Annotated in this window: 19 protein-coding genes and 1 pseudogene; 13 read left to right on the forward strand and 7 right to left on the reverse strand. The window is 53.5% G+C overall.

All coding sequences use genetic code 11. From position 1 onward, the window contains the following. Positions 1-227: 227 nt before the first annotated feature. A complete protein-coding gene (locus tag H6G13_RS02595; RefSeq protein WP_199305690.1) occupies positions 228-2912 on the forward strand; it encodes an amino acid adenylation domain-containing protein in 2685 nt (894 codons plus the stop codon). Position 2913: 1 nt separating this feature from the next. On the opposite strand, the gene H6G13_RS02600 is transcribed toward H6G13_RS02595, so the two are convergent. Further along, positions 2914-4314, reverse strand: a complete 1401-nt coding sequence (locus tag H6G13_RS02600) for a TldD/PmbA family protein (protein ID WP_190481605.1) — start codon at positions 4312-4314, stop codon at positions 2914-2916. Positions 4315-4428: 114 nt separating this feature from the next. Between H6G13_RS02600 and H6G13_RS02605 the strand changes: the two genes are divergently transcribed. After that, positions 4429-5013, forward strand: coding sequence for a DUF3611 family protein (locus H6G13_RS02605; RefSeq protein WP_190481606.1), 585 nt, complete (start codon positions 4429-4431; stop codon positions 5011-5013). Between the two features lie 21 nt (positions 5014-5034). Here H6G13_RS02605 and rimM read toward each other — a convergent pair whose 3' ends face one another. Together rimM and H6G13_RS02615 are read right to left on the reverse strand one after the other, a co-directional pair. Then, complete coding sequence (gene rimM, locus H6G13_RS02610; protein WP_190481607.1) at positions 5035-5673, reverse strand: ribosome maturation factor RimM; 639 nt, start codon at positions 5671-5673, stop codon at positions 5035-5037. Positions 5674-5683: 10 nt separating this feature from the next. After that, positions 5684-6985, reverse strand: coding sequence for a valine--pyruvate transaminase (locus tag H6G13_RS02615; RefSeq protein ID WP_190481608.1), 1302 nt, complete (start codon positions 6983-6985; stop codon positions 5684-5686). Between the two features lie 217 nt (positions 6986-7202). Here H6G13_RS02615 and H6G13_RS02620 point away from each other — a divergent pair, with 217 nt between their 5' ends. Continuing rightward, positions 7203-7976 carry a ZIP family metal transporter gene (locus tag H6G13_RS02620; protein WP_190481609.1) on the forward strand — a complete coding sequence of 258 codons (774 nt, stop codon included), beginning with the start codon at positions 7203-7205 and terminating at the stop codon, positions 7974-7976. Positions 7977-8180: 204 nt separating this feature from the next. Further along, entirely contained in the window at positions 8181-10376 is a 2196-nt protein-coding gene (locus tag H6G13_RS02625) for an EAL domain-containing protein (RefSeq protein ID WP_190481610.1), read from the forward strand. A gap of 89 nt (positions 10377-10465) precedes the next feature. Here H6G13_RS02625 and H6G13_RS02630 read toward each other — a convergent pair whose 3' ends face one another. Beyond that, positions 10466-10885 carry a Fur family transcriptional regulator gene (locus H6G13_RS02630; protein WP_347277427.1) on the reverse strand — a complete coding sequence of 140 codons (420 nt, stop codon included), beginning with the start codon at positions 10883-10885 and terminating at the stop codon, positions 10466-10468. Positions 10886-11103: 218 nt separating this feature from the next. Here H6G13_RS02630 and H6G13_RS02635 point away from each other — a divergent pair, with 218 nt between their 5' ends. The 5 genes from H6G13_RS02635 to H6G13_RS02655 all read left to right on the forward strand — a co-directional run bounded on the left by H6G13_RS02635 (position 11104) and on the right by H6G13_RS02655 (position 15060). Beyond that, the gene (locus H6G13_RS02635) at positions 11104-11655 is read left to right on the forward strand and encodes a peroxiredoxin (RefSeq protein ID WP_190481612.1); all 552 of its coding nucleotides are present in this window, start codon (positions 11104-11106) and stop codon (positions 11653-11655) included. A gap of 196 nt (positions 11656-11851) precedes the next feature. Further along, positions 11852-13204 carry a glutathione-disulfide reductase gene (gorA, locus tag H6G13_RS02640; protein ID WP_190481613.1) on the forward strand — a complete coding sequence of 451 codons (1353 nt, stop codon included), beginning with the start codon at positions 11852-11854 and terminating at the stop codon, positions 13202-13204. Positions 13205-13786: 582 nt separating this feature from the next. Continuing rightward, a complete protein-coding gene (locus tag H6G13_RS02645; RefSeq protein WP_347277428.1) occupies positions 13787-14038 on the forward strand; it encodes a Mo-dependent nitrogenase C-terminal domain-containing protein in 252 nt (83 codons plus the stop codon). Positions 14039-14302: 264 nt separating this feature from the next. Then, positions 14303-14614, forward strand: a complete 312-nt coding sequence (locus H6G13_RS02650; RefSeq protein ID WP_190481685.1) for a YbjQ family protein — start codon at positions 14303-14305, stop codon at positions 14612-14614. Between the two features lie 2 nt (positions 14615-14616). Beyond that, complete coding sequence (locus tag H6G13_RS02655; RefSeq protein ID WP_190481615.1) at positions 14617-15060, forward strand: heavy metal-binding domain-containing protein; 444 nt, start codon at positions 14617-14619, stop codon at positions 15058-15060. A gap of 3 nt (positions 15061-15063) precedes the next feature. On the opposite strand, the gene H6G13_RS02660 is transcribed toward H6G13_RS02655, so the two are convergent. Continuing rightward, positions 15064-15969 carry a phosphorylase gene (locus tag H6G13_RS02660; protein WP_190481616.1) on the reverse strand — a complete coding sequence of 302 codons (906 nt, stop codon included), beginning with the start codon at positions 15967-15969 and terminating at the stop codon, positions 15064-15066. 156 nt (positions 15970-16125) lie between these two features. On the opposite strand from H6G13_RS02660, the gene H6G13_RS02665 reads away from it, so the two are divergent. Beyond that, the gene (locus H6G13_RS02665; protein WP_190481686.1) at positions 16126-17055 is read left to right on the forward strand and encodes a polysaccharide deacetylase family protein; all 930 of its coding nucleotides are present in this window, start codon (positions 16126-16128) and stop codon (positions 17053-17055) included. 36 nt (positions 17056-17091) lie between these two features. On the opposite strand, the gene H6G13_RS02670 is transcribed toward H6G13_RS02665, so the two are convergent. Then, a complete protein-coding gene (locus tag H6G13_RS02670) occupies positions 17092-18672 on the reverse strand; it encodes an ATP-binding protein (RefSeq protein WP_206756505.1) in 1581 nt (526 codons plus the stop codon). Between the two features lie 888 nt (positions 18673-19560). Between H6G13_RS02670 and H6G13_RS02675 the strand changes: the two are divergent. Beyond that, positions 19561-20592 (forward strand): annotated as a pseudogene (locus H6G13_RS02675) (tetratricopeptide repeat protein); the annotation flags it as partial. A gap of 127 nt (positions 20593-20719) precedes the next feature. Here the strand turns inward: H6G13_RS02675 and H6G13_RS28540 are convergent. Next, the gene (locus tag H6G13_RS28540) at positions 20720-21250 is read right to left on the reverse strand and encodes a phosphoribosyltransferase (RefSeq protein WP_242028082.1); all 531 of its coding nucleotides are present in this window, start codon (positions 21248-21250) and stop codon (positions 20720-20722) included. A 93-nt stretch (positions 21251-21343) separates the two neighbouring features. Between H6G13_RS28540 and H6G13_RS02680 the strand changes: the two genes are divergently transcribed. Beyond that, complete coding sequence (locus H6G13_RS02680; RefSeq protein ID WP_190481619.1) at positions 21344-22759, forward strand: MFS transporter; 1416 nt, start codon at positions 21344-21346, stop codon at positions 22757-22759. An 84-nt stretch (positions 22760-22843) separates the two neighbouring features. After that, entirely contained in the window at positions 22844-24436 is a 1593-nt protein-coding gene (locus H6G13_RS02685) for a DEAD/DEAH box helicase family protein (protein ID WP_190481620.1), read from the forward strand. The last annotated feature ends 17 nt before the right edge of the window (positions 24437-24453 follow it).

Here is a 24453-nt window from a genome sequence, read left to right on the forward strand (position 1 = left end):
TTCTGCCTTATCGATGCAGACGCGAAAATCTCAGGGAAATCACCCAGGCTTCCTATGTATATTTAGCTACTCTCAGTCTGGTCGTCACCCTATAACGTCGGTATTTGCGGAAACTTTGTTTAATCGTTGACAGAAGTGAAGATACTACCTACCGGGTTCGTGAGAGGTTAGATAGTTCCACCCCTGCTTACTACACTGGTGAGCGAGTGATCCCATTGGATAAATAGATGAGCCAAGGTGAAGGGTTAGAGACCGAACTAGCAAGCCGACAGGCAGAATTCTTGACAGCAGTTGCGTCAATGTCTCCTTCGGTGAGCTGGAGTGATTCGCGTGCCTTTTTCCCTGAAAGCCTATGCGTTCACCAACTGTTTGAAGCCCAAGCCAAACAAACTCCAGATGCTGTTGCTGTTACGTTTAACGATCTGCAGTTAACCTATCAGCAGCTCAATCAGCGAGCAAATCAATTGGCTCACTATCTGCGAGCTATAGGTGTAGGATTAGAGACGCTGGTTGGCCTCTATGAGGAGCGTTCTTTAGACATGCTCGTGGGCCTATTAGGCATTCTTAAAGCCGGAGGCAGCTATGTCCCGTTAGATCCGGCTTATCCCTCTGAACGACTAGCATTTATTCTGCAAGATACGCAGGCTCCAGTTATCTTAACTCGGGCATCTCTGTCAGGCTCCCTACCACCCCATCAGGCCAAGGTAATTTGCTTAGATACTGACTGGAACCGTGTTGCTAAAAGCCCCTCAGAAAATCCAATTTGTGTGGCTGATAGCAGCACCTTGATGTATACAATTTATACCTCTGGATCAACGGGCCAACCTAAGGGCGTCATGATTACGCATGGCAGCATTTACAATCAGCTGCATTGGCGACAGACGACGTTCCCCCTATCGGCAGCAGATCGGGTTTTACAGAATATTTCGCTGAGCTTTGATCCTTCGGTCTGGCAGATCTTTTGGCCGCTGTCTTTTGGGGCCCAACTGGTGCTGCCGCGTCCAGGTGGCCAGCAGGATGTCGCATACCTGGTTCAACTGATTGCTCAGCAACAGGTTTCGGTGATTGCTCTGGTGCCCTCTCTTCTGCGAGTTTTTCTAGAGGCAAAGGGACTGGATCAATGCCGTTCTCTAAAGCATGTGTTTTGCGGTGGAGAGGCTCTAACCTTAGACTTGCAGGAGCGTTTTTTTGAGCGCTTTAGCGCTGACACGTTGCTGCACAACGTGTATGGGCCTACGGAAGCAGCTATTGATGCCACCTACTGGACCTGCGATCGCAACCGCCCCTACCCAATCGCTCCCATTGGTCAGCCTATTCTCAATGCCCAAGTCTACGTTCTAGACGATCAGCTGCAACCCTTGCCAGCAGGAGAGGCCGGTGAACTGCATATCGGGGGAGCAGGGCTGGCTCGAGGTTACCTCAATCGCCCTGATCTAACGGCTGAGAAGTTTATTACCAATCCTTTTAGGGCAGAGCCAAGCGAGCGGCTTTACAAAACTGGGGATTTAGTTTCCTATTTGCCTGACGGCAACATCGAGTTTTTAGGCCGAATCGATCACCAGGTCAAAGTCCGAGGCTTTCGGATTGAGCTAGAGGAGATTGAGGCCACGCTCACCCAACACCCTGATGTGCAGCAAAGCGTAGTAGCGGCTTGGGAGAATACGCCGGGTGATAAGCGTCTAGTGGCTTACTTTGTCTCCGAACAGTCCAATTCCAGCGTGGGGGATCTTCGCGCTTGGCTGCAGGCAAGGCTGCCCGACTACATGGTGCCTGCCGCCTTTGTTCAGCTAAAAGCCTTGCCGCTAAATCCCAATGGCAAGGTTGACCGCCGCGCCCTGCCCACGCCTGGGGTAGAGCGTCCTGCCGTAGACAGCTCTTGGGTTGCTCCACAAAACCAGACCGAGCACCAGCTAATAGCTATTTGGGAAGAGGTGCTCCAGGTTCAGCCCATCGGAGTGCAAGACAACTTCTTTGATTTAGGCGGTAACTCGCTTTTAGCCACAGCTTTATTCACTAAAATTGAGCGAGTTTTGGGTCGGGAACTGCCGGTTTCCTTGCTGTTTGACTATCCGACAGTAGGGCAACTGGCAAACTTTCTGCAGCAGGGAGAACAGACGGTTCAGGTGCGATCGCTAGTTGCCATTCGACCAGGCCAGGCCAAGCCGCCGCTCTTTTGTATGCACACTCGCACGGGTCAAATCTTTGAATACTATGGGTTGACAAAGTATTTAGAAGCCGATCAGCCCGTTTATGGCCTGCAGCCTACCCCCACGATGCGAGGGCAGGCTCCATCCTATCAGCCGCTTGAAGAGATGGCCGCTGACTATATTCAAGACATTCGATCTCTTCAGCCGAACGGACCTTACTTCCTCTGTGGCTACTCGTTTGGCGGCTTGTTGGCCTATGAAATTGCCCAACAGCTATCAGCCCAGGGACAGCCAATTGCCCTACTGGTTCTAATCGATGCTTTTAATACCCCTCAACCGTGGTTTGGCCCCATACCACTGCACACCAAGGTAGCTGTACATCTGAAAAATCTAAAACCACTCAGCCTCAAGGAGCGAGTTGCCTATCTGTGGAATAGAGCGTGGAAACTAGACGAAGCCAATCCCTCTCCTGAACTCCTGGCTCAGAGAGCCAACGAGCAGTACTTTGAGCGAGTTGCCCAAAACTATAGGCCTCAACCCTACGCAGGGCAAGCCGTTCTGTTTAAAGCAACCCAACTCCCCAGCGAATATCACCTAAAACCGACTCCCAGCGATCCACATTTAGGCTGGAGCGAGCTAGTCGGAGGCAGCCCGGAAATTGAAACGTTTCCCTGCAACCACTTCAGAATGTTTGAGGAACCTACGCTGGCTGCCTTGGCGGCAAAACTACAGGTGTATCTCAAGGCGTCGCAGCTTAGAAGCTAAATCATTCCAAGGCTTCGCCACCCACAACCACATTGCGAATGCGGAGGCTAGGACCACCACAGCCGACCGGCAGGCCGTTTTGCCCGCCTTTGCCGCAGCCGCCCGACTCATCCCAATAAAAGTCATCGCCGATCGCTTCGATGTCTCCCAAGGTGCGAAATACGTTGCCTGAGAGAGTCACGTCGCGAACGGGTTCGGCCAATTCGCCATTGCGGATCATCCAGGCTTCTCCCGCGGTGAAGGTAAACATTTCGCCGTTGGTCATGCCACCCAGCCAGTTACGGGCGTAGACGCCTTCTTTAATGTCAGAGAAGAGATCTTTGACCGGCGTGGTGCCCCGCTCGATCCAGGTGTTGGTCATGCGCACCAGGGGAGAATAGTGGTAATTCAGGCAGCGGGCATTACCGGTGGGTGCTTCTTCGAGCTTGCCAGCCGTTTCGCGTGAGTGCAGCCGCCCCACCAGCACGCCGTCTTTGATTAGCTGAGTAGTGCTGGCCGGAGTGCCCTCATCGTCGTAGAAGTAGCTGCCCCGGTGGCCCTCAGGGGCAGCACCATCAAAGATCTGTAGAAAGTCTGGCCCAAACCGCCGACCCAGGGTCATGACCTCCATTAGATCAGGATTTTCGTAGGTCATATCGGCCTCTGAGAGGTGACCAAAGGCTTCGTGAACAAATAGCCCAGTCAAGATGGGGTCGATTACGACCTGGTAATTGTTACCCCTAACGGCAGGCAGAGCTAATGCCTCGACAGCTCGTTGGGCAGCTTCGCGCACTTGGTCATCGAGGTTTTCTAAATCTTCGTAGGCACGGCGAGAGCCGGTGGTTTCTCTCCCGGTTTGCACTGTTTCGCCATTGCGGGCGGTGGCAGCATAGCGCATTTCCATATCAGACCAGGATTGCTCAATGAGCGTGCCGTCCGAGGTGGCCAGCAGCACCTGCTGGGTGACGTCGCCATAGCGCACTGAGGTCGTCGTGATGCGGTCGTCTACGCTCTGGAGAATGTCAGCGTAGTGGCTACAGAGGTCTTTTTTGCGAGAAATGGAGATTTGGCGGGGGTCGGTGCCGGTCAGCGGCAACACCAGGCTAGCTTGAACGGCTTCAATGGAAGCCAGCAGGGTTTCATCGTCGCCGACTAAATGAGCAGCAAGAATTGCTTCTTCTACCCGGCTAGCTAGGCTCTCTAAAGTGTTGAAGCTGGCAAAGCCCCAGCCGCCTTTGTAGCAGGCGCGAACGTGCCCGCCCAAGGAAATGCCTTCGCTTAGGGTTTCGATTTTGCCACCCCGCAGCAGGATGTCGGTAGCTTCTGATTTCTCCAGCCGAATGGCTAGATAGTCAGCGCGATCGCAATTGCGTTGAATCAGCTCAACCAGCCTATCTTTAGCCTGCTCAAAGGAAGAAGTCATAAATCCTTTACCTGCTGGGGAGTGGCCCGTTAGAGGGGTTTTTCCCATTGTGCCGTTAAACTCCCCAAACCGCACAGCAGTCTCTAGGGCAACCTTGAACTACAATTTTTAGGTATGAGCAGTGAACTTGAGTACTCCCTTCCCCCCGCAGTCCGACGCATTTCCGGCTCCTTCCGGCTGGTCGGCTGGATTAGCTTTTGGAGCCAAGTGGTCCTGAGTGTAGTCTCTAGCAGCGTTTTGCTGTTTTCTACCTTCAGCCTCACTTCTCGGTCTGCTAATGGGGCCAACCCTGGCACTGGTGCAGGGCTGCTGTTTGCCGGTCTAGGGCTGATAGCGGTCTATGCCGGTGCTTTTTGGGCATTTCGCTACACGCGCCTAGGGCGGCGGCTCCGCAGTCAAGATTCGGGGCGCAGGCCTACCCCAAAAGAAGCGATTCAGGCGCTGCGACTGGGCCTGCTGATCAGCCTGACAGGGATGCTGCTGACCTTAGTGGGCGGACAAGCCCTCGTAGGCGCGCTCCTGGGTAAAGCCCTAGCGCAGCCCCAGGGCGGCGCAGCTATTTTTACTCCTGGCAATATCAATCAGTACGTCGAAGCCTTTGATATTTTTATTATTCAAGCAAATATCAATACCCTGCTGGCTCACTTCGTCTCCCTAGTAGCGACTCTCTGGCTACTGCGAACGGTCAACCGAGCCTGAGTAGGGAGGCTATTCTTCGATTCAGTAACCCTCTAGCAGGCCAGCTGGCGGATCGATCTCCACATAGCCCTGCTCCAAATTCACGACGGGGACGATTTCATGCACAAACGGCACTAGCACCGGCAAAGGCTTTTTAGAACCTTTAGGGGAGCGAGTGGGCTTTTTAGGCGAATCGTCTGCTGCAAGTTCTGTGGAGTCGTCTGCTGGAGCCTCCGTTGGGAGCTCTGCGGTAGGGTATAGCTCTACCGCTAGCAGGTCATTGCCCGCTGCATACATTTCTACGACAGTACCGATCTCGGCCTGGCTCTGATGCAGAATTACCTTTAGGCCAATCAGGTCAGACACCATAAATTCCCCAGGCTCCAGTTCTGGCCGCTCGGTATCGGGCACCAGCAGAGTAGCGTTGTGCAGGTTTTCGGCCTGCGTGCGATCGCAAATCTCCTTAAACTGCACCACAAACAGCCCTTTACCCGGCAGGTCTCGTCCCCGCACTAGCTCTACTTCCTCAAGCGCCTCCGAATTGGCCCGCCGAATCCAGCGTCGCCCTGGCTTGAGAAACCGTTCTGGGAAATCACTGCTGGGGTAAATTCGCACTTCGCCCCGCATTCCCTGGGCCCCAACGATGCGGCCTACTTCTAACCATGAAGATTCAGTAGTCATTGGCATTTCCCTAAGCCACGTTGGCCGGCTGGCGCTGGCTGGGCTGGCCCTGGTAAATCTCATCGGTGAGCCGGGCCAAATGCCGCAGAGCGGTGACAATTTCCTCGTTGCTAGCGGTCAGGCTGATGCGAATACACTGCTTGGCATGGGCCCAGTCCTCCCGCAAACCGGGGAAGAAGGGGCTGCCCGGCACCACAATTACGCCGTATTGTTTCAGCTGCTGGTACAGTTCCCAATCAGTCATGGGCAGTTCGTCAAACCAGAGCCAGGCAAAGATCGAGCCTTCGCCCCGGTGCAAATACCAGGGCACTGACTGGGGCATGGCTTCTGCCAGCGTCGTTTCTAGCACGTCAAATTTTTGCTGGTAGTAGGGCCGAATCACCTGCTCAGAGATCTGGGCTAGTGCCCCCGATGCGATCGCACGGGCCGCAATCGCCTGACCATAGCGCGAAGAGTGGATACACAGATTCGTCTGAAAGCACTCCAGCACCCGAATAATTGATTCATCGCCAATGGCAATGCCCACTCGCTCACCGGGCAGCCCAGCCTTAGACAGGCTCATGCAGTGCACCACGGTTTTGCCAAATAGGGGCGTCATTTCAGTAAAGTTGAGAGCTGGGAAGGGCGCAGCATAGGCCGAATCAACAAAAAGCGGCACATTCTGAGCAGCCGCGAGATCGGCAATTCGGCTAATCTCCTCATCAGTCATCACGTTGCCGGTTGGGTTACAAGGCCGGGAGAACAGCACAAAGCCCGTGTTTTCGTTGACCTCGAACTGGTCAAAATCGGGCCGATACTTAAAGCGGTGCCCAGCTTCGTCAATATCTAGAGAAGGCTTATACGCCTTCAGCGCCTCAGGAACCAGCGAGACGCCGCCGTAGCCGGTATAGTCGGGGCTAAGAGGCAGCACAATATCTTTGAGCTGACCAGCTTGGGTATAGCCGCCAAAGGCATTGGCCGCAAAGAAATAGAGAGACTGGCTACCAGGGGTGATGAGAACGTTGCGATCGCTCAGGCTCAGTCCATAACGCTGGTTAAAATCTTGCACGACTGCTGCGATGAGCGGTTCATAGCCCTGGCTAGAGCCGTAGCGGCACACCACCTCACCGTACTCCGGGCTGGCCAGCAAATCTTCAGTGCAGCCGCGCCAGAGCTGTTCCACCTCGGGCAAAATAACCGGGTTGCCCGCACTCAGGTTAATAAATTCTTGACCGGCTCCCGCCCGTAGCGTTTCAATAATGTCCTTCATAATGGCGCGCACCCCGGTCAGGTGCGACATCTGATCACCAAACTGCGTCAGGACGGGATTCATAGGATACTGATAGAGCGAAGGTAAACAGCACTAGACGGAGGCTCGCCCTAAAATGCCTCAGCATTCAATGGGAGCCTGTATACAAGAAATATTCGATCAACTATAGCAGCCTGATTGCTGCCAGTACCGGGACACTTTAGGTGACTTTCTCGGTAAAGCTGTATTTTTTTTGAGAGAGAATTAAGGCTAGACTGCGGCACAAAAAGGCAATAACCGTATGGATACAATCATGCTGGGCTTTTGGGCAAGCTTGCTAGCAGGCTTGGGAACAGGAGTCGGGGCGCTCCCTGTTTTACTGCCCTACCAACCGTCAGAGCGCACCCAGGGAATATTGTTGGGGTTGGGCGGCGGCATCATGCTGGCAGCCAGCTCGTTTTCTTTGATTGTGCCGGGAACTGAAGCTGCCATTGAGTTGGGCGCGTCTCCGGCAGGAGCAGCGGGCATCATGCTGGTCGGCGTACTTTTGGGTGGGGGCTTTCTCTGGCTGGCCCACAACACCTTTCCCCACGAGCACATTTTCAAGGGCCAGGAAGGTCCAGTGGCCCAAAACTTCAAGCGCATCTGGCTATTTGTCATTGCCATTACCCTGCACAACTTCCCAGAGGGGTTGGCGGTAGGTGTGGGCTTTGGTGGGGGCGACCAGGCCAGCGCGATCGCACTGGCTTTGGGCATTGGGCTACAGAACATGCCGGAGGGGCTGGTGGTTGCGATCGCACTGCGCGAGCTCAAATACTCCGCCCGTTATGCCTTTGGTGTTGCAACACTAACCGGCCTTGTAGAACCTGTGGGCGGACTGGTGGGAGCCAGTATTGTCAGCGTCGCCCAACCCGTTTTGCCGTGGGCAATGGCCTTTGCTGCCGGAGCCATGCTCTTCGTAATTGTGGACGATATTATTCCCGACATTGACCAGAAAAGCTTTGGCCAGCGCGGCACCCTGGGCGTTATGGTGGGCTTTGTAGTGATGATGTTTTTAGACATTGCTCTGGGCTAACCGTCGAGGCTTACGCTTCAAGTTGAAACAGTAGCCGCAACAATACTGCAAGAAACCTGGATCTAAGACCTAAGGTTCCCTATTTAGAAAGTCGCTGGTTTACTTGCCGATCTCATAAAATCTTTATGGTTTAGCGTGGCAGCTAATCTCCTTCCCACAAGTAAGTGGGAACACTAAAACAACCGGCTAAACCCAGTAACTACAATGGATAAACCTTCTCCTGTCTCTAAGGCTTGTGCATGCCGCAAGGTAACTCGCTGTCAGTCCGGAGAGGCAGGCAAGCTCTTCTTCTGGTTTCCTGTTCAACATACCCTGAAAAAAGTTACTGCTCATCTGCAGCAGTTTGCGCTTCCCTATGAACTGATGAGTGAGCGACCGGGCCTCAGCGTTAGCTGTAGACCTGGGCAAGCCCAAGAAATCTCCCATAAACTAGCCCAACACCTCACGCCGAGAGAACTCAAAGAAACTCAGGTTCTATTTATCCGAGGCGCAATTCAACCTCAGATTCAAGATTTCAGCGATATTGCTCCGCTTCAGCGCTTCATTACATTCAATCAAGCGGACGGGCTGATTGATATGCTGTCAGCAGAGCGCTTCACTAGCCACTTCCAGCCGATTGTTTCAATTCAAAACACCTCCGAAATCTTTGGCTACGAAGCTCTCTTGCGCGGGTTAGATGCTCAAGGTAATCTACTGCCGCCAGGGCCAATTTTTGAGTTAGCTGCAGAGGCAGGTTTGCTGCCACAGCTAGATCGCATCGCCCGACTCAGTGCCATCAGTCAGTTCAGCCAGTATCCCGTCAGCGGACAAATTTTCATTAATTTTACGCCAACAGCACTGTATGACCCCGTGGCCTGTCTACGCAGCACGGTGGAGGCGGTTGATCAGGCCGGTATTTCACACGATCAGGTTGTTTTTGAAGTTGTAGAGTCAGATAATCCTCAGGATCTAGCCCACCTCAAGGCAGTGCTGAAGTATTACCGTGACTCTGGCTTTCGGGTAGCGCTTGACGATCTCGGTTCTGGCTACTCCGGCTTGAACCTGCTGCATCAGCTGCGGCCTGATTTTATTAAGCTAGATATGGAGCTGATTCGAGATGTCCATGAGAACCCATACAAGGCTTCAATTACCGGAAAAATCTTAGAAATTGCCCAAAAGCTCAATATTCAAACCGTAGCTGAAGGCATTGAGTGTGTTGAAGAATTGAACTGGCTGCAGGAGCACGGCGCGTCGTTTGCTCAAGGCTATCTGATCGCCAAACCCAGTGCTATCCCAGTCTCTACGACCCCCTGCTTTGATGCGATCGCACTGCCCCCTGAACCTGTCTGGAGCCAGCACAGCTGGCCTGGCGTTCAGCACCAGAGTGAGGCTGAGCGGGTCGTTGCTGCAGTCACCCATCGGATTCGTCAGTCGCTGGAGTTAGATGAGATTCTGCAGACCACAGCCGATGAAGTCCGGCAGCTCTTTGAGGTCGATCGGGTCATCATCTATCGGTTTGAGCCAGACTGGAGCGGGCTGGTTGCGGTCGAATCGTTGAGGGAGGGCTGCCCGTCCATTCTCGGAGCCCATGTCATGGACACCTGCTTCAAATCGACCCATGCCGCTCACTACCAGCAGGGTAATTCAAGAGCCATTAGCGACATCGAAACCGCAGGGCTATCACCCTGCCACAGGGAGTTGCTGACCAGTTTGAAAATTCGGGCCAATCTAGTCGTGCCCATTCTGCAGCAAGATTGCCTATGGGGGCTGCTGATTGCTCACCAGTGTCGCGGGGAGCGGCCGTGGGTGCAGGCAGAGATCAACCTGCTCAACCAGCTTGCCGGCCAAGCTGCGATCGCAATTCAGCAGTCAGAGCTATACCACCAGCTGCAGCAGGCAAACCAGGAGCTGCAGCGGCTAGCCTCTTCCGATGGATTAACTCAGGTAGCCAATCGTCGCTGCTTTGACAATACCCTTAAACTGGAATGGCAGCGGCTCGCCCGTGAGCAAACAGCGCTATCCCTCATCCTGTGCGATGTAGACTGCTTCAAACTCTACAACGACACCCACGGGCACTTAGCGGGTGATGATGTGTTGCGGCACATTGCCCAAGCCATCTCTCAAACAGTCCAACGCACTACTGATTTGGTGGCTCGCTATGGCGGCGAGGAATTTGCCGTCGTTCTGCCCAATACTGATGCAGTAGGTGCGATCGCAATTGCCAAAAAAATTCAGGCCCGCATTCAGGCGCTGCAGCTGTCTCACCCCAGTTCCCCCAGCGGGAGTTTCGTCACCCTAAGCTTGGGCTTAGCCACCCTAATTCCAGATAGCCAAACCTCTCCAGAAACCTTGATCGCCGCTGCCGATCAGGGGCTCTATCAGGCAAAAGCCTTAGGACGAAACCGCTTGGTGCAGGTATAGTGCCACCTGGGGAGCGCCCTAAAGTCCGAGCTTAACCCTAGAGCCGCTCTATCCCGCCAATAGAAGCTCAGGCGCTGACACGGTTGCCCCTACAGTTGGCACGGATCACAAAGACCGTGAACAGTCACCTCATAGCGTTCGGGCTGCAGTCCCGGGCGCAGGCAGTTCAGCGCCAGAGGAGGAAACGCCGCCCAGTCAATATCTTCGATGTGCCCGCACTGCCGACAGCGAAAGTGATGATGGGGCTGCACGTTGGCATCGTAGCGAGAGACCCCCTCTTCCAGCAGCACTTCACGAATCAATCCAGCCTCCTGCAGCGCCTTGAGGGAGCTGTAAACCGTAGCTTGAGAAGACACCGGAAAGTTTTTGTTTAAATCAACGACCAGCTGCTCCACTGTGGGGTGGTCGCAGCGGCTGAGCAGGTTGGCATAAACCGCGTAGCGCTGGGGCGTAACCCGCAGCCCCTTGAGTTTAAGCGCCTGGACAATAATCTCTGAGGTTAGACCCACCATAGACATGATTTCTCTGAACCTTGTCCATCCAGTTTAGCTTTATCAGCCTAACCTTTATTACTTAAGAATGGTTCCGATCTCGGCACCAACAGAAAGAGTAAGCAATTATGCTTATTGAACAATTGTTAAGTTAGAATTATTCTGAGTTATATGGCTGACAGAGTCAGTTAGACGTTTTTGAGTTTTCTTGCCAACTCTATTAGGAGGATTTTGAAATGCATATCACCCACGTACCCAACGTTGTTTTCAAGACCCGGGTTCGAGACGAGTCCGTTGGCGGCCCCAATCCCTATCGCTGGCAAGATCTCTCTACCCAAGACATCTTTGGCGGCAAGCGGGTTGTGGTCTTCTCCCTACCCGGCGCTTTTACTCCTACCTGTTCTTCCAGCCATCTGCCCCGCTACGAAGAGCTTTATGAAGAAATTAAAGCGCAGGGCGTTGATGCCGTAATTTGTCTTTCGGTCAATGACGCTTTCGTCATGTTCCAGTGGGGCAAGCAGCAAGGGGCGAAGAATGTCTTTTTGCTGCCCGACGGCAATGCTGACTTTACCCGCAAAATGGGGATGCTGGTAGACAAGGCCAACCTAGGCTTTGGCATGCGCTCCTGGCGGTATTCCATGGTTGTGGACGACTGCAAAATCGAAAAAATGTTCGTTGAAGCTGACTTTGACGACAACTGCCCCACAGACCCCTTCGAAGTGTCCGATGCCGACACTATGCTGACTTACCTGAAGGAAGCTAGGAAGCCCGCAGCAGTCGGTGTCTAGAGACGTCTAGGCTAGTAAACATAAGGGACAGGCAAACACCTCGGCCTAAAGCTGAGCTGCAGGAGCCGATGGGCACGTTCACCGTGGAGGCTAGCCCGATCTCGAGGAGAAGAACTCTCAGGACTCGAAATCTTCAGTGAGGAGGTTAGCAGCTAGCCTCCTCGCTAGACTTTAAATGAGGCTATTGGATAAGGCTATGAGTTACGACTTTGACCTATTTGTCATCGGTGCCGGTTCAGGGGGTATCGCCGCAGCCCGCCGTGCTGCCGAGTACGGTGCTAAGGTCGGGTTGGCTGAAGCGGGCCGCCTGGGCGGTACCTGCGTTAATCGGGGATGTGTTCCCAAAAAGTTGATGGTCTATGCCGCCAACTTCACAGAGATGTTTGAAGCAGCACCTGGCTACGGCTGGAGCCCGATAGAGAGCACCTTTGACTGGCCCCACTTAATCGATGCTGTCGAGGCCGAAGTGACTCGGCTGAATGGGATCTATCAGCGCATGCTGGATAACAGCAAAGTGCAGCTTTTTCGGTCCTACGCCAGCTTTGTAGACGAGCACACTCTGTTGGTAGGAGACGAGAAAGTTACTGCCGACAAAATTCTCATTGCTGTGGGCGGTAGGCCAGTGCGGCCCGAGATTCCAGGAATTGAGCATACGCTGACCTCAGACGATATCTTTTTGCTCAAGGACAAGCCCAGACGAATGGTTATTCTAGGCGGCGGCTACATCGGCTGTGAGTTTGCCGGGGTTTTGCACCGCTTGGGCTCTGAGGTCACGCAGATCATCCGTTCCGACAAGATCCTGCGAGGCTTTGACGACGAAATTCGAGGCGAAGTTCAAACGTCAATGGAGCAGGCAGGCATTCACCTAATGACCAACAGCAAGGTGATGTCCATCAAGAAGGTTGATAGCGGTGTAGACGTGATGGTATGCACCGAGCACGGCAAGGAGCACATCTTTGCTGATGCGGTTAGCCTAGCGGCTGTAGGCCGTCGACCCAACACCGACAAGCTGGGCCTGGAAAACACAGGGGTGGAGTTGACGGCAGGTGCGATCGCAGTCGATGACCACAGCGCTACCAACATCTCCAACATCTTTGCGGTAGGAGACTGCACCAACCGTATCAACCTGACTCCGGTCGCCATTAAGGAAGGCCGCATCTTTGCCGATACCTACTTTGGCAACAAGCCTGCAGTGATGGCCTATGACAACGTACCCACCGCAGTTTTCACCATTCCCGAAATTGGCACAGTGGGAATGACTGAGGAAGAGGCCAAAGCCGAGTATGGCGAGGAGTCCATCAAGGTGTACCGCTCTCGCTTCCGGCCCATGTTCTACACGCTGCCCAATATGGAGGCCAAGACCCTGATGAAGCTGGTCGTGCACCAACCCACCGATCGGGTGCTAGGAGCACACATGGTCGGGGATCACGCGGCAGAGATTATTCAGGGCATTGCGATCGCAGTCAAAATGGGCGCTACCAAGGCTCAATTCGATGCAACCGTTGCCATTCATCCCAGCTCTGCCGAGGAATTTGTCACCATGCGATAGTGGCTCCCAGCCCTCCCTAGCCCCCAGCCAGAGGGGGCAACAGCCCTTTTACAAAGCAGCGGTAGAGAAAACTCTGTCGCTGCTTTTTTCTTTTGACTAAAGGCAATTGCTAATAATCTTTTCATAAAAATTACCCGTAGGTTCTCGAGTAATTTCCGTATAATTACTCATCGTTTAGCCCTCTTATCAGTCAGTGATTGAGGAAGCTCAATTCGGGATCAATTTACGATTAGCTCAAGCCAATCATCTGCCGAGGGGACGATGCAGAAAGTGTCTAAGAGTCGTGCAAAAAATCTTTTTTCTCCTCAGAATAGTTATGGGTGAACTTCTCAGGGCCTGACCCACCGATAGGATACCTTTCGGCCTTCTACAGAGTCCGCTTCACAAGAGCTTTAGCGAACCAGCACCACTTTTTGCTAAGCCTTCACCCGTTTTTGATGAGTGAACTTTAGTTTGGAAAAGGGAAAGCTATCTAGGCTACGAAGTTTACTTGCTAAGCAGTTAATTTTGTGTGTAATGAACAGTTCTACTTCCCAAGCTTTTTGTCCGTTTAAGTCATCGCAGCCCTCCTCCAGCTTTGACATGCTCAATCCCTTCCGTCAGTGGATTAGCCACGTTCAAGTCGGCAGCCCTCGCATCGCCCACCGGATCGCCCGTTTAATTCCTGCCCAGTGTCCGTTTGAGCGCGACATTGTTGTATTTGGTCGCCAGGTCGCCCACATTCCCCCCCTGTGCAAGCTGAACCCGCTGTACGATGAGCTAGTTGAACTCCGGTTTAAGGCCCTTTGCTATCTAGCAGACGAGTGCGGCGAAGACATTTCTGCCTACATTTAACGGCTAGTTCAGATAACTCACTTCAACTTCATTTCGGTAGCTCATTTCTGAGTTATCAGCTTCAAAGTCTTTCAAGCTATCCTGACCGGGCAATCTCAACCGGATGACTCTGCTTTCTCAGCTACAGAGCAGACAAGTATCCAGGAATACAAGTCAAAAGATTACAAGTTGGAATCTGCCTTTTGGAAGAGGCTAGGATGCGGTCATCCTATTTGGAGAACAACTACAGTGACCGCTCGAGATTTTATTCGACCCACAAAAGTTATGCTGACCACCCTGGAAGGGGTTCCTGGGCACACCATCACCGATCACCTAGGGTTAGTTCAAGGCAGCACAGTTCGAGCTAAGCATCTGGGTCGAGACATTGCAGCTGGTTTAAAGAATCTGGTTGGAGGCGAGCTCAAAGGCTACACTGAGCTGCTTCAAGAAGCCCGCCAGGAAGCCACTGACCGCATGGTTCAGCAGGCGGTTCAGATGGGAGCTAATGCGGTAATTAACGTGCGCTACAGCACTTCCTCGCTCACCGCAGGCGCAGCCGAACTTTTTGCCTACGGCACAGCAGTCAAGGTGCAGTAGGGATGGATAGCCTAATTATCTTCGCCGTTTTGATCGGCGTTGGCTACTTCGTGGGGAAGAGCCAAGAAAAAAAACACTTTGCCTCTCTGCGGCTGCGAGAAAGCCAGACCCACCAGCTTGCCCTAACCAATACAGGGCGGCTACAGCCTCTTCCTGATGCTGCTGGGGCCCAAATGGTTGTTGGCAGCGTAGTTATTGCCTCCGACTACTTCAAGACCTTTGCAGCAGGTATCTTGAGCCTCTTTGGGGGCCGCCTAACAGTCTACGAGAGCCTGCTAGAGCGGGGGCGGCGCGAGGCTATCCTGCGGATGAAGGAGGAGGCGCTGGCCTGGGGCGCAACTCGCGTCATCAATGTTCGGCTAGAGAGCGCCGATTTAGGGAGTCAAGGCAGCAGCAATGGCCTGGTCTCAGTAGAGGTAATTGCCTACGGCACGGCCCTAAAATAGGGGTCAACTGGGGCAGGCCACGTTGGTTAGCAGCGTCAGCGGCCCGATTTCTTTAAGCAACGCCATCTGTTCCTCGTTCTTGACCAGCAGTGACCCAGCAAACCCCAGGGAATTAACCGGGATAGACTGGTAGCTTTCCTGACAGCGAGGCACGGCCAGCATCCAGAAGCGGGTGATGAGCAGGTTGTAGGGCCGATCGGGCAGCGGTGCCTCTAGGTCTAGCCCAATGGCCGCCATGAGCTGCCGGTAGCAGGTTAGCAGGTACTTGCCAGCAGTAGGCGCAGCCAGCCAATCAACCGACAAACGCATGGCTGCATGGACAAAGGGCAGGTCACTCAGGGCCTCTACAGTGTTTTCGAGGTCCACAGCCTGCATTAGGGCATCTAGGGGCAGCGAACTGCCGTCAGGGGTCATTGGCAGCGGCACCAGCTGAAGATGCTTGTGCCGCTGGCTGGCTCCGGCTAGGCTACCGCCATTGTAAAAGGCCAACCCGTCGATCTCGGCCATGCAAGCCTGTAGGGCCTCAAAATCTTGGGCTGTGAGCCAACTATCCTGCTCGTCGAAGGCCCGAGTCACAATCAGAATATGGTTGTCTACCACGTTGTACTTGTTGAGCAGGCAAAGGTGGGTTGAGGTGAGATTGGATACGAAGAGTTCGCTGTCGTAGGGCAGAAAGGGGTTGATCTCTTTTCCCTTAGCCTGCGACTTGGTCTCTTGAGCAACTTTTGCCTGCTCTTTACGAGCAAGGTTGGCCAGCTTTCTGACCAAGAAGCGAAGATTGCCCTGATGAAGAAACTCAAACTCGGTTTCGATCGGCTGCAGAGCTGAGCAGGCTAAAGCCTGCTCAGCTCTGTGCTGCACCTTAGCCAAGAGGGTTCCTGGTTCAAAAAGCAGAACAGGGGAGTGCATAGTTGGGGCTTCTTCTAGTAGCAGTCCACCTTGCACTTTATCAAATCAGCTTGCTGCCTTAGTCTTCGATGTTGGCAGGATCTGGTGGGATTGGGGCCGCTTTTAGGGTTAGGGCCAGGCTGTATGGTAGTCTGCTTTCGTCTGTGTAGTCTGGGCATGTGTAGCCTGGGGGATGAGGAGCGGCAGGTGGCGTTAGAGAGTCATGGGCGGTATACCTATTCAGCCATTACCCAGCGACCCAGCTATAGTTGGCCAGGAGGCAAGCGCCTGGCAGTCTATGTGGCGCTGAACCTGGAGCATTTTGCCTTCGGAGCAGGATTGGGGGCGGCCCTAACTCCAGGGGGTTCTCAGCCCGATGTTTTGAACTATGCCTGGCGCGACTACGGCAACCGAGTAGGCGTATGGCGGCTGCTGGAGCTGTTTAACGAGCTAGAGTTGCCGGTAGCACTGCTGGTTAATTCCGCTATCTATGACTACTGCCCGGAAGTAGTAGAAGCATTTCGCGATCGCAACACCGAAATCGTGGCCCACGGTTACACCAACTCCGAGGCCCAAGGCGACCTGAGTGAACCCGAAGAGGCAGCCCTGATTCAAAAAACTACCCAGCAGATTACTCAGCAGGAGGGCGTAATGCCCCAGGGTTGGCTAGGCCCCTGGATTTCCCAAAGCCGGGTGACGCCTGACTTGCTCCAGGAGGCAGGCTATACCTACCTGTTGGACTGGTGCTGCGATGACCAGCCGATCTGGTTCAAAACACGTAAGGGCCGCATCCTGTCGATTCCCTACCCTCAAGAGATCAACGATATTCCGGCTATCGTCACCCGTCGGGCAAGCGCATCGGAGTTTGCCGACATGATTGTGGACAGCTTTGATGAGATGGTCGAGCAGTCTGTGCAGCAGCCGCTGGTTTTCGGCATTGCCCTACACGCCTACATCGTCGGCCAGCCCTTTAGGCTGCGGCACCTGCGCTGGGCGCTGCGCCACATCGTCACCCATGCCGCCAATGCCGAAAACCGCGTGTGGCTGACGACGCCAGGTGCGATCGCAAGCTACGCCCTGGCCTTGCCAGAAGGGACTGTGCCTTAGAAGGAACTTTAGTAAGGCGTTCTCTCTAATCTCCGCTTAAGCAGTTCTCACCATTTGAGCCTGCCGTAGGGGAATTACCACACAAAACTCTGTTCCTTCCCCAGGCGCGGAGTGGCAGAGAAGCCGCCCCCCATGAGTTTCAACAATAATCTGATGGCTAATCGAAAGCCCCAATCCAGTGCCTTCCCCTGCTGGCTTAGTCGTGAAAAACGGATCAAACAGGCGCGAGCGAATCTCAGGGGGAATACCCGGTCCATTGTCTCGAATTCGAACAAAGGCGTAGGACTCTTTAACCTCAGTGGCAATGGTAATTTCAGGAGGCACCTGCTGTTTACCTGAGCCATCTTGCTGGCTGACCTGCTGCTCTAGTACATCAAAGGCATTGGTCAAAATATTCAGGAACACCTGATTAAGCTGACTTGGATAGCACTCTATCAGGGGCAAAGTGCCATAGTCTTTACGAAGCTGAACGGGCGGCCATTGCCGATTGTCCCTAAGGCGATGCTGCAGCAACAGCAGGGTGCTATCAATGCCCTCATGGATATCAACCGCTTTCATGTCAGATTCGTCTAGACGAGAAAAGGTACGTAGAGACAACACAATCTGACGAATCCGCTCAGAGCCAACTTTATAGGACTTCAGAATATCCTGCAGGTCGCCCAGCATAAAATCCAGCTCTACCGCTTCAATCTGGTCAGCAATAGGCTGGACAGGCTCAGGGTAATGCGTTCTGTAGAGGTTGACTAAATGAGTCAACTCCTGGATGTAAGTTCTGAGATAGCCGACGTTACCGTAAATAAAGTTGACTGGATTGTTGATTTCGTGGGCAATGCCTGCCACTAGCTGTCCCAGACTTGACATCTTTTCGGTCTGAACCAGCTGAGCCTGCGTCTTTTTCAGCTTCTGTAGCGCTGCCTCTAACTGAGTTGCCTGCTGCTGGGCAAGTCGGGCACTGGTAGTAGCCTGCTTGTAGAGTTCAGCCTGCCGAATCGCAACCCCAACCTGCTCAGCTAAAGCCTGCAGCAGCTCGGTCTCACTTTCCCGCCACTGGCGAGGTGCGGAGCAATGATGGGCAATCAGCAGGCCCCACAGTTGGTCTCTCACGAGGACCGGCACGATCAGGTTTGCCCGCACCTGTAAGCTCTTGAGATAGTCCATATGGCAGGTATCTAAACCCGCCGTCTCAATATCATCAATCGCCCGGACGTAACCACGGCCATACAGTTCCGCATATCCTCGAGGGAAGCAGCTGTCTGCTCCCATTTGCCCCAAAGTTTCTCGCCAGGGGGGAATCACATCCTCAATGACTACTTGCCCCTGCCAATTTTCGCCAAATCGATAAATCAGTACCCGGTCAGTTTCTAGAAGACAGCGAACCTGACAAACCGTGGTTTGGAGAATCTGATCAAGCTGTAATGATTGCCGAATCTGCTGAGAAATTCGATAGAGCAGCTCATTTTGCCGGGCCAGTTCTCGGAATTTAGCCTCTGACTGCTTCAGTCTGTCTTCTTCTGAGGGCTGTACCACACCAGTCAATGATAGAAAAGGTCCTTGGGTGGGGGAGAGATCCGAGCTTTTTGAGCAAGGATCGGGGTGAGCACTAACACCGGAGTACATAGAAACCACGGGAACAAACCAATGAGAATGAAGTGACGATTTTCCTAAAGCTAACCCCAATCTGGTCGCCTACTTGAAAATTCAGCCAGAGTACGCAGGCTTTAAACTACCTAACTGCAAGCAGCAGATCAGGCAGATCTCCATTGGAAAAACCATTGGAGCATTACCTGAAATAGCTTTTTGTCAGCTCACAAACTGCAGTTTTTCTGCATGATTTCCTGAGCTGGGGTGGCTGATGACCCGGAGATGGACTTAGGGCTAGGGTAGCTTGTGATCTACTAGTGACCTATGGGGTTTATAGAAACCGGTAAATGCCCGTGACGAATCTTAATGGTAGGAATTCACTCAAATGTAGACTCTGAATGCCTTTGAGCTTATCTACCGAAAGAAACAGTCTTCTGTAACGGTAGACTCTGATCGCCTTTGGGCCTATCTACCGAAAGGAATAGTCTTCTATAACAGCTGGCAGTGTAGCATTTTTTACCAAGGCTTTTGAAATTCAGGAAAGAGTCTTTTACTCTTGGTTTCTGACCGATCTTGCTACGTGAAGGGGAATTAGATGGTCAAGCTTATTTGAGCAGAACACTTTTTCAGCTTTCAAGTTGCGATTAAAGGGCGTATGGCTGCAATAATCTCCCGAAAGCGAGAAGCCTGGGCCAAATTCAATCCCTTATTTTAGTTTTACAGGATTTCACCATTCTGTAGCAAGACTGGCCTGTAGCAAGTGTTGACTGCCGGGGCAAAGACAAGGTCTACAAACCCCAGTGTACCCATGTTCGCCTGCTTATCTACCAAGCAGTTAGGCGTAACAAAGCCTAAAGGCCCCCTGACAACGGACTGAGCTGCAGGCCATGATGGATGAAAAAACAACAGGCTCAACGGTAAAACATGAGGCAATGGGCACAGGAGTGGAGCCAGAGACAGGCTGCTCGTTATCGTTACCGGCAGGGGCTGGACTTTTCTAGAAAGGGAGATCACGAGGCTGCGATCGCAGCCCTTACCGCAGCCCTCAATCACCATCCCCGACCAGCTCAAATCTACATTACTCGCGGCATTACCCGTTGGCAGGCAGGCGATCTGCAAAATGCCCTGACAGACTTCACAGAAGCGACTCAAGATCAAGAGCTAGGAGCCAAAGCCTACGGCAACCGGGGTCTATTGCGTTACCAGTTAGGAGATGAACAGAGTGCCCTAGCAGACTGGGCCCAAGCCATCGCAGTTGGCCCTAGAGATGCGCGGGTCTACTACAACCGGGCCCTACTGTTCATTCAAAAAGGTCGTTACTCAGAAGCGCTAGCCGATTTAAACCAAGCGTTGACCATTAACCCTAATCTGGCAGAAGCTTATTACCATCGCGGCAATGTTTGCTACGAACTGCAGGACACTGACAGAGCCATTGCCGATTGGGAACTGGCTCTGTGCAACGACCTGCGTCTGGAGCAAGCCCGCCTGCGTCTCCAGCAAGTGCAGCAAAACCCCCTCGACGACTTGGGCCAAAAACTGCAGAGCGCTCTTACAGTGCAACAGGTACGCGTTGCCGTTAGCCAGAGCGGTAACCAGCTCGACATCGATATTCGGCGACCCAAGGGTAAAGGCGTAAACTACTTCACGCTGCCAGAACTGATTCGCAACCGCCTGATTGACTGGCAAGTCCCCGGCATTCGCAAGTTTCGGATCATCGGCAAAGTTGAAGAGCAGTCACTGCCGGAGTGGCAGCAGGTCTATACCCTCTACCAGGGACAGCCTAGCCCCCCGGCCTACTGGCGACTAGCCAGCCTCACCACGTTGCTCATCTTTCCGCCCCTAGGTATTGCGGCCATGGTCTATGCTTACCGGGTAGGAGAATCCTATCGGCGAGGAGATTACCCGCTAGCCCTACAGGCCTCTAAAACCGTTAAGGCCCTATGCCTAATCGGAATTGGGGTAATGGGTTCAATTGGCGTGATGGCCCTAGGCTATTTGGGCTTTACTCAGCTAAAGACGCTGCGATCCGGGCCAGAGCAACCTCGTCAGGCCCTCCTGCCGCAAGCCCTCCCCTTCACACCCCTCAAACCGCCGCTCCTGCTTGCTCCTGCTGGCGAGCAACTAGCTCCGGTAGGCTCATCAACTCATACTTCTCAAAGGGCTGGTGAATCCAGGGATTACCGTCTAAATAGACTACGTGATAGTCAGGTTTGACCTCGGAGCAAGCCTTTTGCCAAAGCACAGCCGTCCGTAGCTCGTCGATGTAGAAGCCGTATTTGTGCTGTAACCAGGCAATTGCCCGTCTCAAACTTTGGCCAGAGTCTACCAAATCATCCACCAGCAACACGCGACTGCCAAGGTTTGGCGTGGTCATACTCAAGTCTTTAGAAAAGGTAATAGCCCCTCTCATGCGGTTGTCTTGTCCTCCGTAGGAGGCAGTAGAGAGAATCGCCAGCGGCACATCGTACAGGCGGCAAAGGATGTCGCCAATGCGTAGCCCCCCTTTAGCTAGACAGACAATCTGGTTGAACTCCCAGCCCGACTCGTGAATCTGAATAGCTAACCGTTCGATATCTCGATGGTAATCGTCCCAGGTGACATAGTAATCAGACATAGTGTGCCGCAACCAATCGCAATGTAGCCGATTCTGGAATGGGGCAATAATACACTGAGGACGCTACTTACAGAGACACTCAGTAGACACAGCATGGCTCAGGATTTCCCCCAACCCCCCACATCTCCCTCTCCGGCTCCCGGCAAACTCAGTTTTCGGGCCAAACTAGCTTTTGGTGCAGGGGACATGGGAGCTGGCATGACCTCTAACCTGATTGCTTTCTCCTTTCTCATTTTTCTGACCAGTGCTGCTGGGCTCGATCCTCTGATCGCCGGAACGGTGCTGTTAATCGGCAAAGTTTGGGACGCCGTTAACGATCCGATGGTGGGCTACCTGAGCGATCGCATTCATACCCGCTGGGGCCGCCGCTATCCTTGGATGTTTTTGGGGGCGCTGCCCTTTGGCCTAACCTTTTTTCTCATGTGGCTGGTGCCAGATCTAGGTCAAACCGGCAAGTTCTGGTACTACGTGTTGACCTCAGTGCTATTCCAGGTGTTTTTTACCGTAGTCAACCTGCCCTACACCACGCTAACCGCTGAGCTGTCCCAAGACTATGATGAACGAACAGAATTGACGGCTTTTCGACTAGCTTCATCGCTGGTAGGGGCCATTGGAGCCTTGGCACTGGGCCTGGTTGTCACCCAGTTCATTGCTGTCGAGCAGCAGCAGTATTTGGCGCTGGGGGGGCTGTGTGCGGTGCTATCGGTGCTGCCCATCTTTTGGTGCATCTTTGGCACTTATCCCTTCGCTAAGCGGCAGCTCCAAGCAAACCCGGTCTTGATAGAAGATCCTTCAACCCGGATCCCTTTTCTAGCCCAGCTCAAGATTGTCTTTTCCAACCGGGCCTTCCTGGTGATCGTGGGCATCTATATGTTTTCCTGGCTGGCCCTCCAGGCCACGGCCAGCATCATCCCCTTCTACGTCACCTTCTGGATGGGGATAGATTCCTATTTCTTGCCTGCCCTACTGGTTCAGGGAACCGCCATTCCCATGATGTTTGTGGTCAACCTGATCAGCAAACGGGTCGGCAAGCAGGGCGCTTTTTATATTGGCATCGGTAGCTGGCTAATTGTGCAGATGGGCCTCTTTTTCCTACAGCCCGGACAAACGGCGGCTCTGTATCTGCTATGTATGGCCGCTAGTTTTGGCGTGGCCACCGCTTACGTAGTGCCCTGGGCAATGCTGCCCGATGTAATTGAACTAGACGAGTTGCAGACTGGTCAGCGGCGAGAAGGCATTTTCTATGCCTTTATGACCCTGTTGCAAAAATTTGGGCTGGCCCTAGGGCTATTTCTAGTCGGGGCTGCGCTGGAAGGCTCTGGCTTCGTCTCAGAAGCCGTTCAGCAGCCAGACTCTGCCCTGACCGCCATCCGCCTCTTTATGGGGCCATTGCCAATGCTGATGCTGATCGCGTCCATGATCATCATCCGCTTCTACCCAATTACTCGTCATGTTCATGAGGAGATGCTGCTGAAGCTAGCAGAGCGCAGAAAGCAAAGTGCCCAATAGATTAGGCCGGTTCGGCGCGGCATGCCATTAGTAGGGGCGTATTATGATGATCCCTGAGCAGAGCATCTGTACGTACCTACCCCCATGACCGCACCTGCGCCCCGCCCCCCCCAACTGCGCCCCTATCAAATCGAGCTGATCAACGACCTGTACCGCAAGCTCAACGAGGGCCATAAGCGGGTCGCCATAATCGCTGGGACCGGGGCCGGTAAGACCGTCATCAGCGGCCAGATCTGCGCCCACGCCGAAGCTGCTGGAAAACGGCTGATGTTTCTGGTACACCTGGATGTGCTGGTGGGGCAAACCTACGAGAAGATGAAAGCCTTTGGCCTGCACTGCGGCTTTATTAAAGCTGGGTGGGAGGAAGATCAATCGGCCCCCATCCAGATTGCCAGCGTGCAAACTATGGCCCAGCGCAAGTGGTGGCGCACTTGGCCCGCAGATGTAGTGTTTTACGATGAGGGTCACACCACTTTGTTCAGCCGAGTTGGCAAAGCCGTTCTTTATAAAACTCATCCCCACGCTACGCATTTGGTGATGACTGCCACACCGGAACGGCTAGGCCAAGACCAGCTAGGCGAACACCTCGAAACCCTGGTAGCCTCTCCGATCCCAAGCGACCTTCAGCAGATGGGATTTCTAGCGCCCATGCGCTACTACAGCATGCCGCCAGATGGAGTTGTCAACCTCAAGGGCGTTAAAACCGTGAAGGGCGACTACGACGAGGCCGGACTAAAGAATGCTTGCGATCGCCCTGAGCTGATCGACAAAATTGTGCGCGAATGGCAGCGCCTCGTTTCCAGCAAGCGCACTATCGCCTTCTGTGTAGATATTGAGCACGCTCGCCACGTGGCCAATGCCTTCCGCCAAGCGGGAATTCCTTCAGATACGGTTGAAGGCGGCACACCGATTAAGGAGAGGCAGCGCATGTATGCCGACCTGCGGGATGAAAAAATCCTGGTGTTGACCTCTTGCAACGTAATCAGCATTGGCTTTGATGAACCCAGCGTAGAAGTAGGGTTATTACTGCGGCCCACCCAATCGAGTGCCCTACATTTTCAGCAGATTGGTAGGGTCATGCGAATTTCCCCTCAGACGGGCAAGCAATACGGCATGATTCTCGATCAGGCGGGCAACCTAGAACGCTTAGGTTTTCCGGAGGACATCAAGGAATATCACCTGCCAATGAAAAAGGAGGGTTCTGGTAGTGGTAACCCGCCGCCTACGAAGCCCTGCCCTCAGTGTGGTCGCATTGTCCATGCTTTTATTGTTAAGTGCCCCGACTGCGGCCACCAATGGATTAGCGAACGGCCTTTGAACCTGGAGGACATGGTGGAAATTTACTCCGCTGACCAGGCTCACCAAATTAACGACATCCCTACGCTGATCGAGCTGTTCCACAGTCATCGCCGCCGGGCTTACCTGCGGGGCAACGCGCCTACTTGGTCAGAGCGGTCGTTTTGGGAGCACTGCGGCCGCTGGCCTAAGGATAACTGGTACAGAGGCTCACTTTTTGGCCTGCGGCCTACGCCCCAGCAGCAGCTAGAGTATCTGAACTACCTGCAAAAAAGCGCTAAACGTCTGGGTAAGCAAGGCGACTGGATCGTAGCTGAGTTTGAGAAGGAGTGTGGGATGGGTAGCTTTGCACAGGTTTCGGCTCTGCGGCAGGCGATCTGATTTTGCAAACACAGTCC

It is taken from the genome of Pseudanabaena sp. FACHB-2040 (genome assembly GCF_014696715.1).
Lineage (GTDB): Bacteria > Cyanobacteriota > Cyanobacteriia > Phormidesmidales > Phormidesmidaceae > JACVSF01.

What these genes read in the sequence shown, in the direction of transcription:
- H6G13_RS02595 (WP_199305690.1), top strand. Translation starts at nt 228, where the DNA reads ATGAGCCAAGGTGAAGGGTTAGAGACCGAACTAGCAAGCCGACAGGCA.
- H6G13_RS02600 (WP_190481605.1), bottom strand. Translation starts at nt 4,314, where the DNA reads ATGACTTCTTCCTTTGAGCAGGCTAAAGATAGGCTGGTTGAGCTGATT.
- H6G13_RS02605 (WP_190481606.1), top strand. Translation starts at nt 4,429, where the DNA reads ATGAGCAGTGAACTTGAGTACTCCCTTCCCCCCGCAGTCCGACGCATT.
- rimM (WP_190481607.1), bottom strand. Translation starts at nt 5,673, where the DNA reads ATGACTACTGAATCTTCATGGTTAGAAGTAGGCCGCATCGTTGGGGCC.
- H6G13_RS02615 (WP_190481608.1), bottom strand. Translation starts at nt 6,985, where the DNA reads ATGAATCCCGTCCTGACGCAGTTTGGTGATCAGATGTCGCACCTGACC.
- H6G13_RS02620 (WP_190481609.1), top strand. Translation starts at nt 7,203, where the DNA reads ATGGATACAATCATGCTGGGCTTTTGGGCAAGCTTGCTAGCAGGCTTG.
- H6G13_RS02625 (WP_190481610.1), top strand. Translation starts at nt 8,181, where the DNA reads ATGGATAAACCTTCTCCTGTCTCTAAGGCTTGTGCATGCCGCAAGGTA.
- H6G13_RS02635 (WP_190481612.1), top strand. Translation starts at nt 11,104, where the DNA reads ATGCATATCACCCACGTACCCAACGTTGTTTTCAAGACCCGGGTTCGA.
- gorA (WP_190481613.1), top strand. Translation starts at nt 11,852, where the DNA reads ATGAGTTACGACTTTGACCTATTTGTCATCGGTGCCGGTTCAGGGGGT.
- H6G13_RS02645 (WP_347277428.1), top strand. Translation starts at nt 13,787, where the DNA reads ATGCTCAATCCCTTCCGTCAGTGGATTAGCCACGTTCAAGTCGGCAGC.
- H6G13_RS02650 (WP_190481685.1), top strand. Translation starts at nt 14,303, where the DNA reads ATGCTGACCACCCTGGAAGGGGTTCCTGGGCACACCATCACCGATCAC.
- H6G13_RS02655 (WP_190481615.1), top strand. Translation starts at nt 14,617, where the DNA reads ATGGATAGCCTAATTATCTTCGCCGTTTTGATCGGCGTTGGCTACTTC.
- H6G13_RS02660 (WP_190481616.1), bottom strand. Translation starts at nt 15,969, where the DNA reads ATGCACTCCCCTGTTCTGCTTTTTGAACCAGGAACCCTCTTGGCTAAG.
- H6G13_RS02665 (WP_190481686.1), top strand. Translation starts at nt 16,126, where the DNA reads ATGTGTAGCCTGGGGGATGAGGAGCGGCAGGTGGCGTTAGAGAGTCAT.
- H6G13_RS02670 (WP_206756505.1), bottom strand. Translation starts at nt 18,672, where the DNA reads ATGTACTCCGGTGTTAGTGCTCACCCCGATCCTTGCTCAAAAAGCTCG.
- H6G13_RS28540 (WP_242028082.1), bottom strand. Translation starts at nt 21,250, where the DNA reads ATGTCTGATTACTATGTCACCTGGGACGATTACCATCGAGATATCGAA.
- H6G13_RS02680 (WP_190481619.1), top strand. Translation starts at nt 21,344, where the DNA reads ATGGCTCAGGATTTCCCCCAACCCCCCACATCTCCCTCTCCGGCTCCC.
- H6G13_RS02685 (WP_190481620.1), top strand. Translation starts at nt 22,844, where the DNA reads ATGACCGCACCTGCGCCCCGCCCCCCCCAACTGCGCCCCTATCAAATC.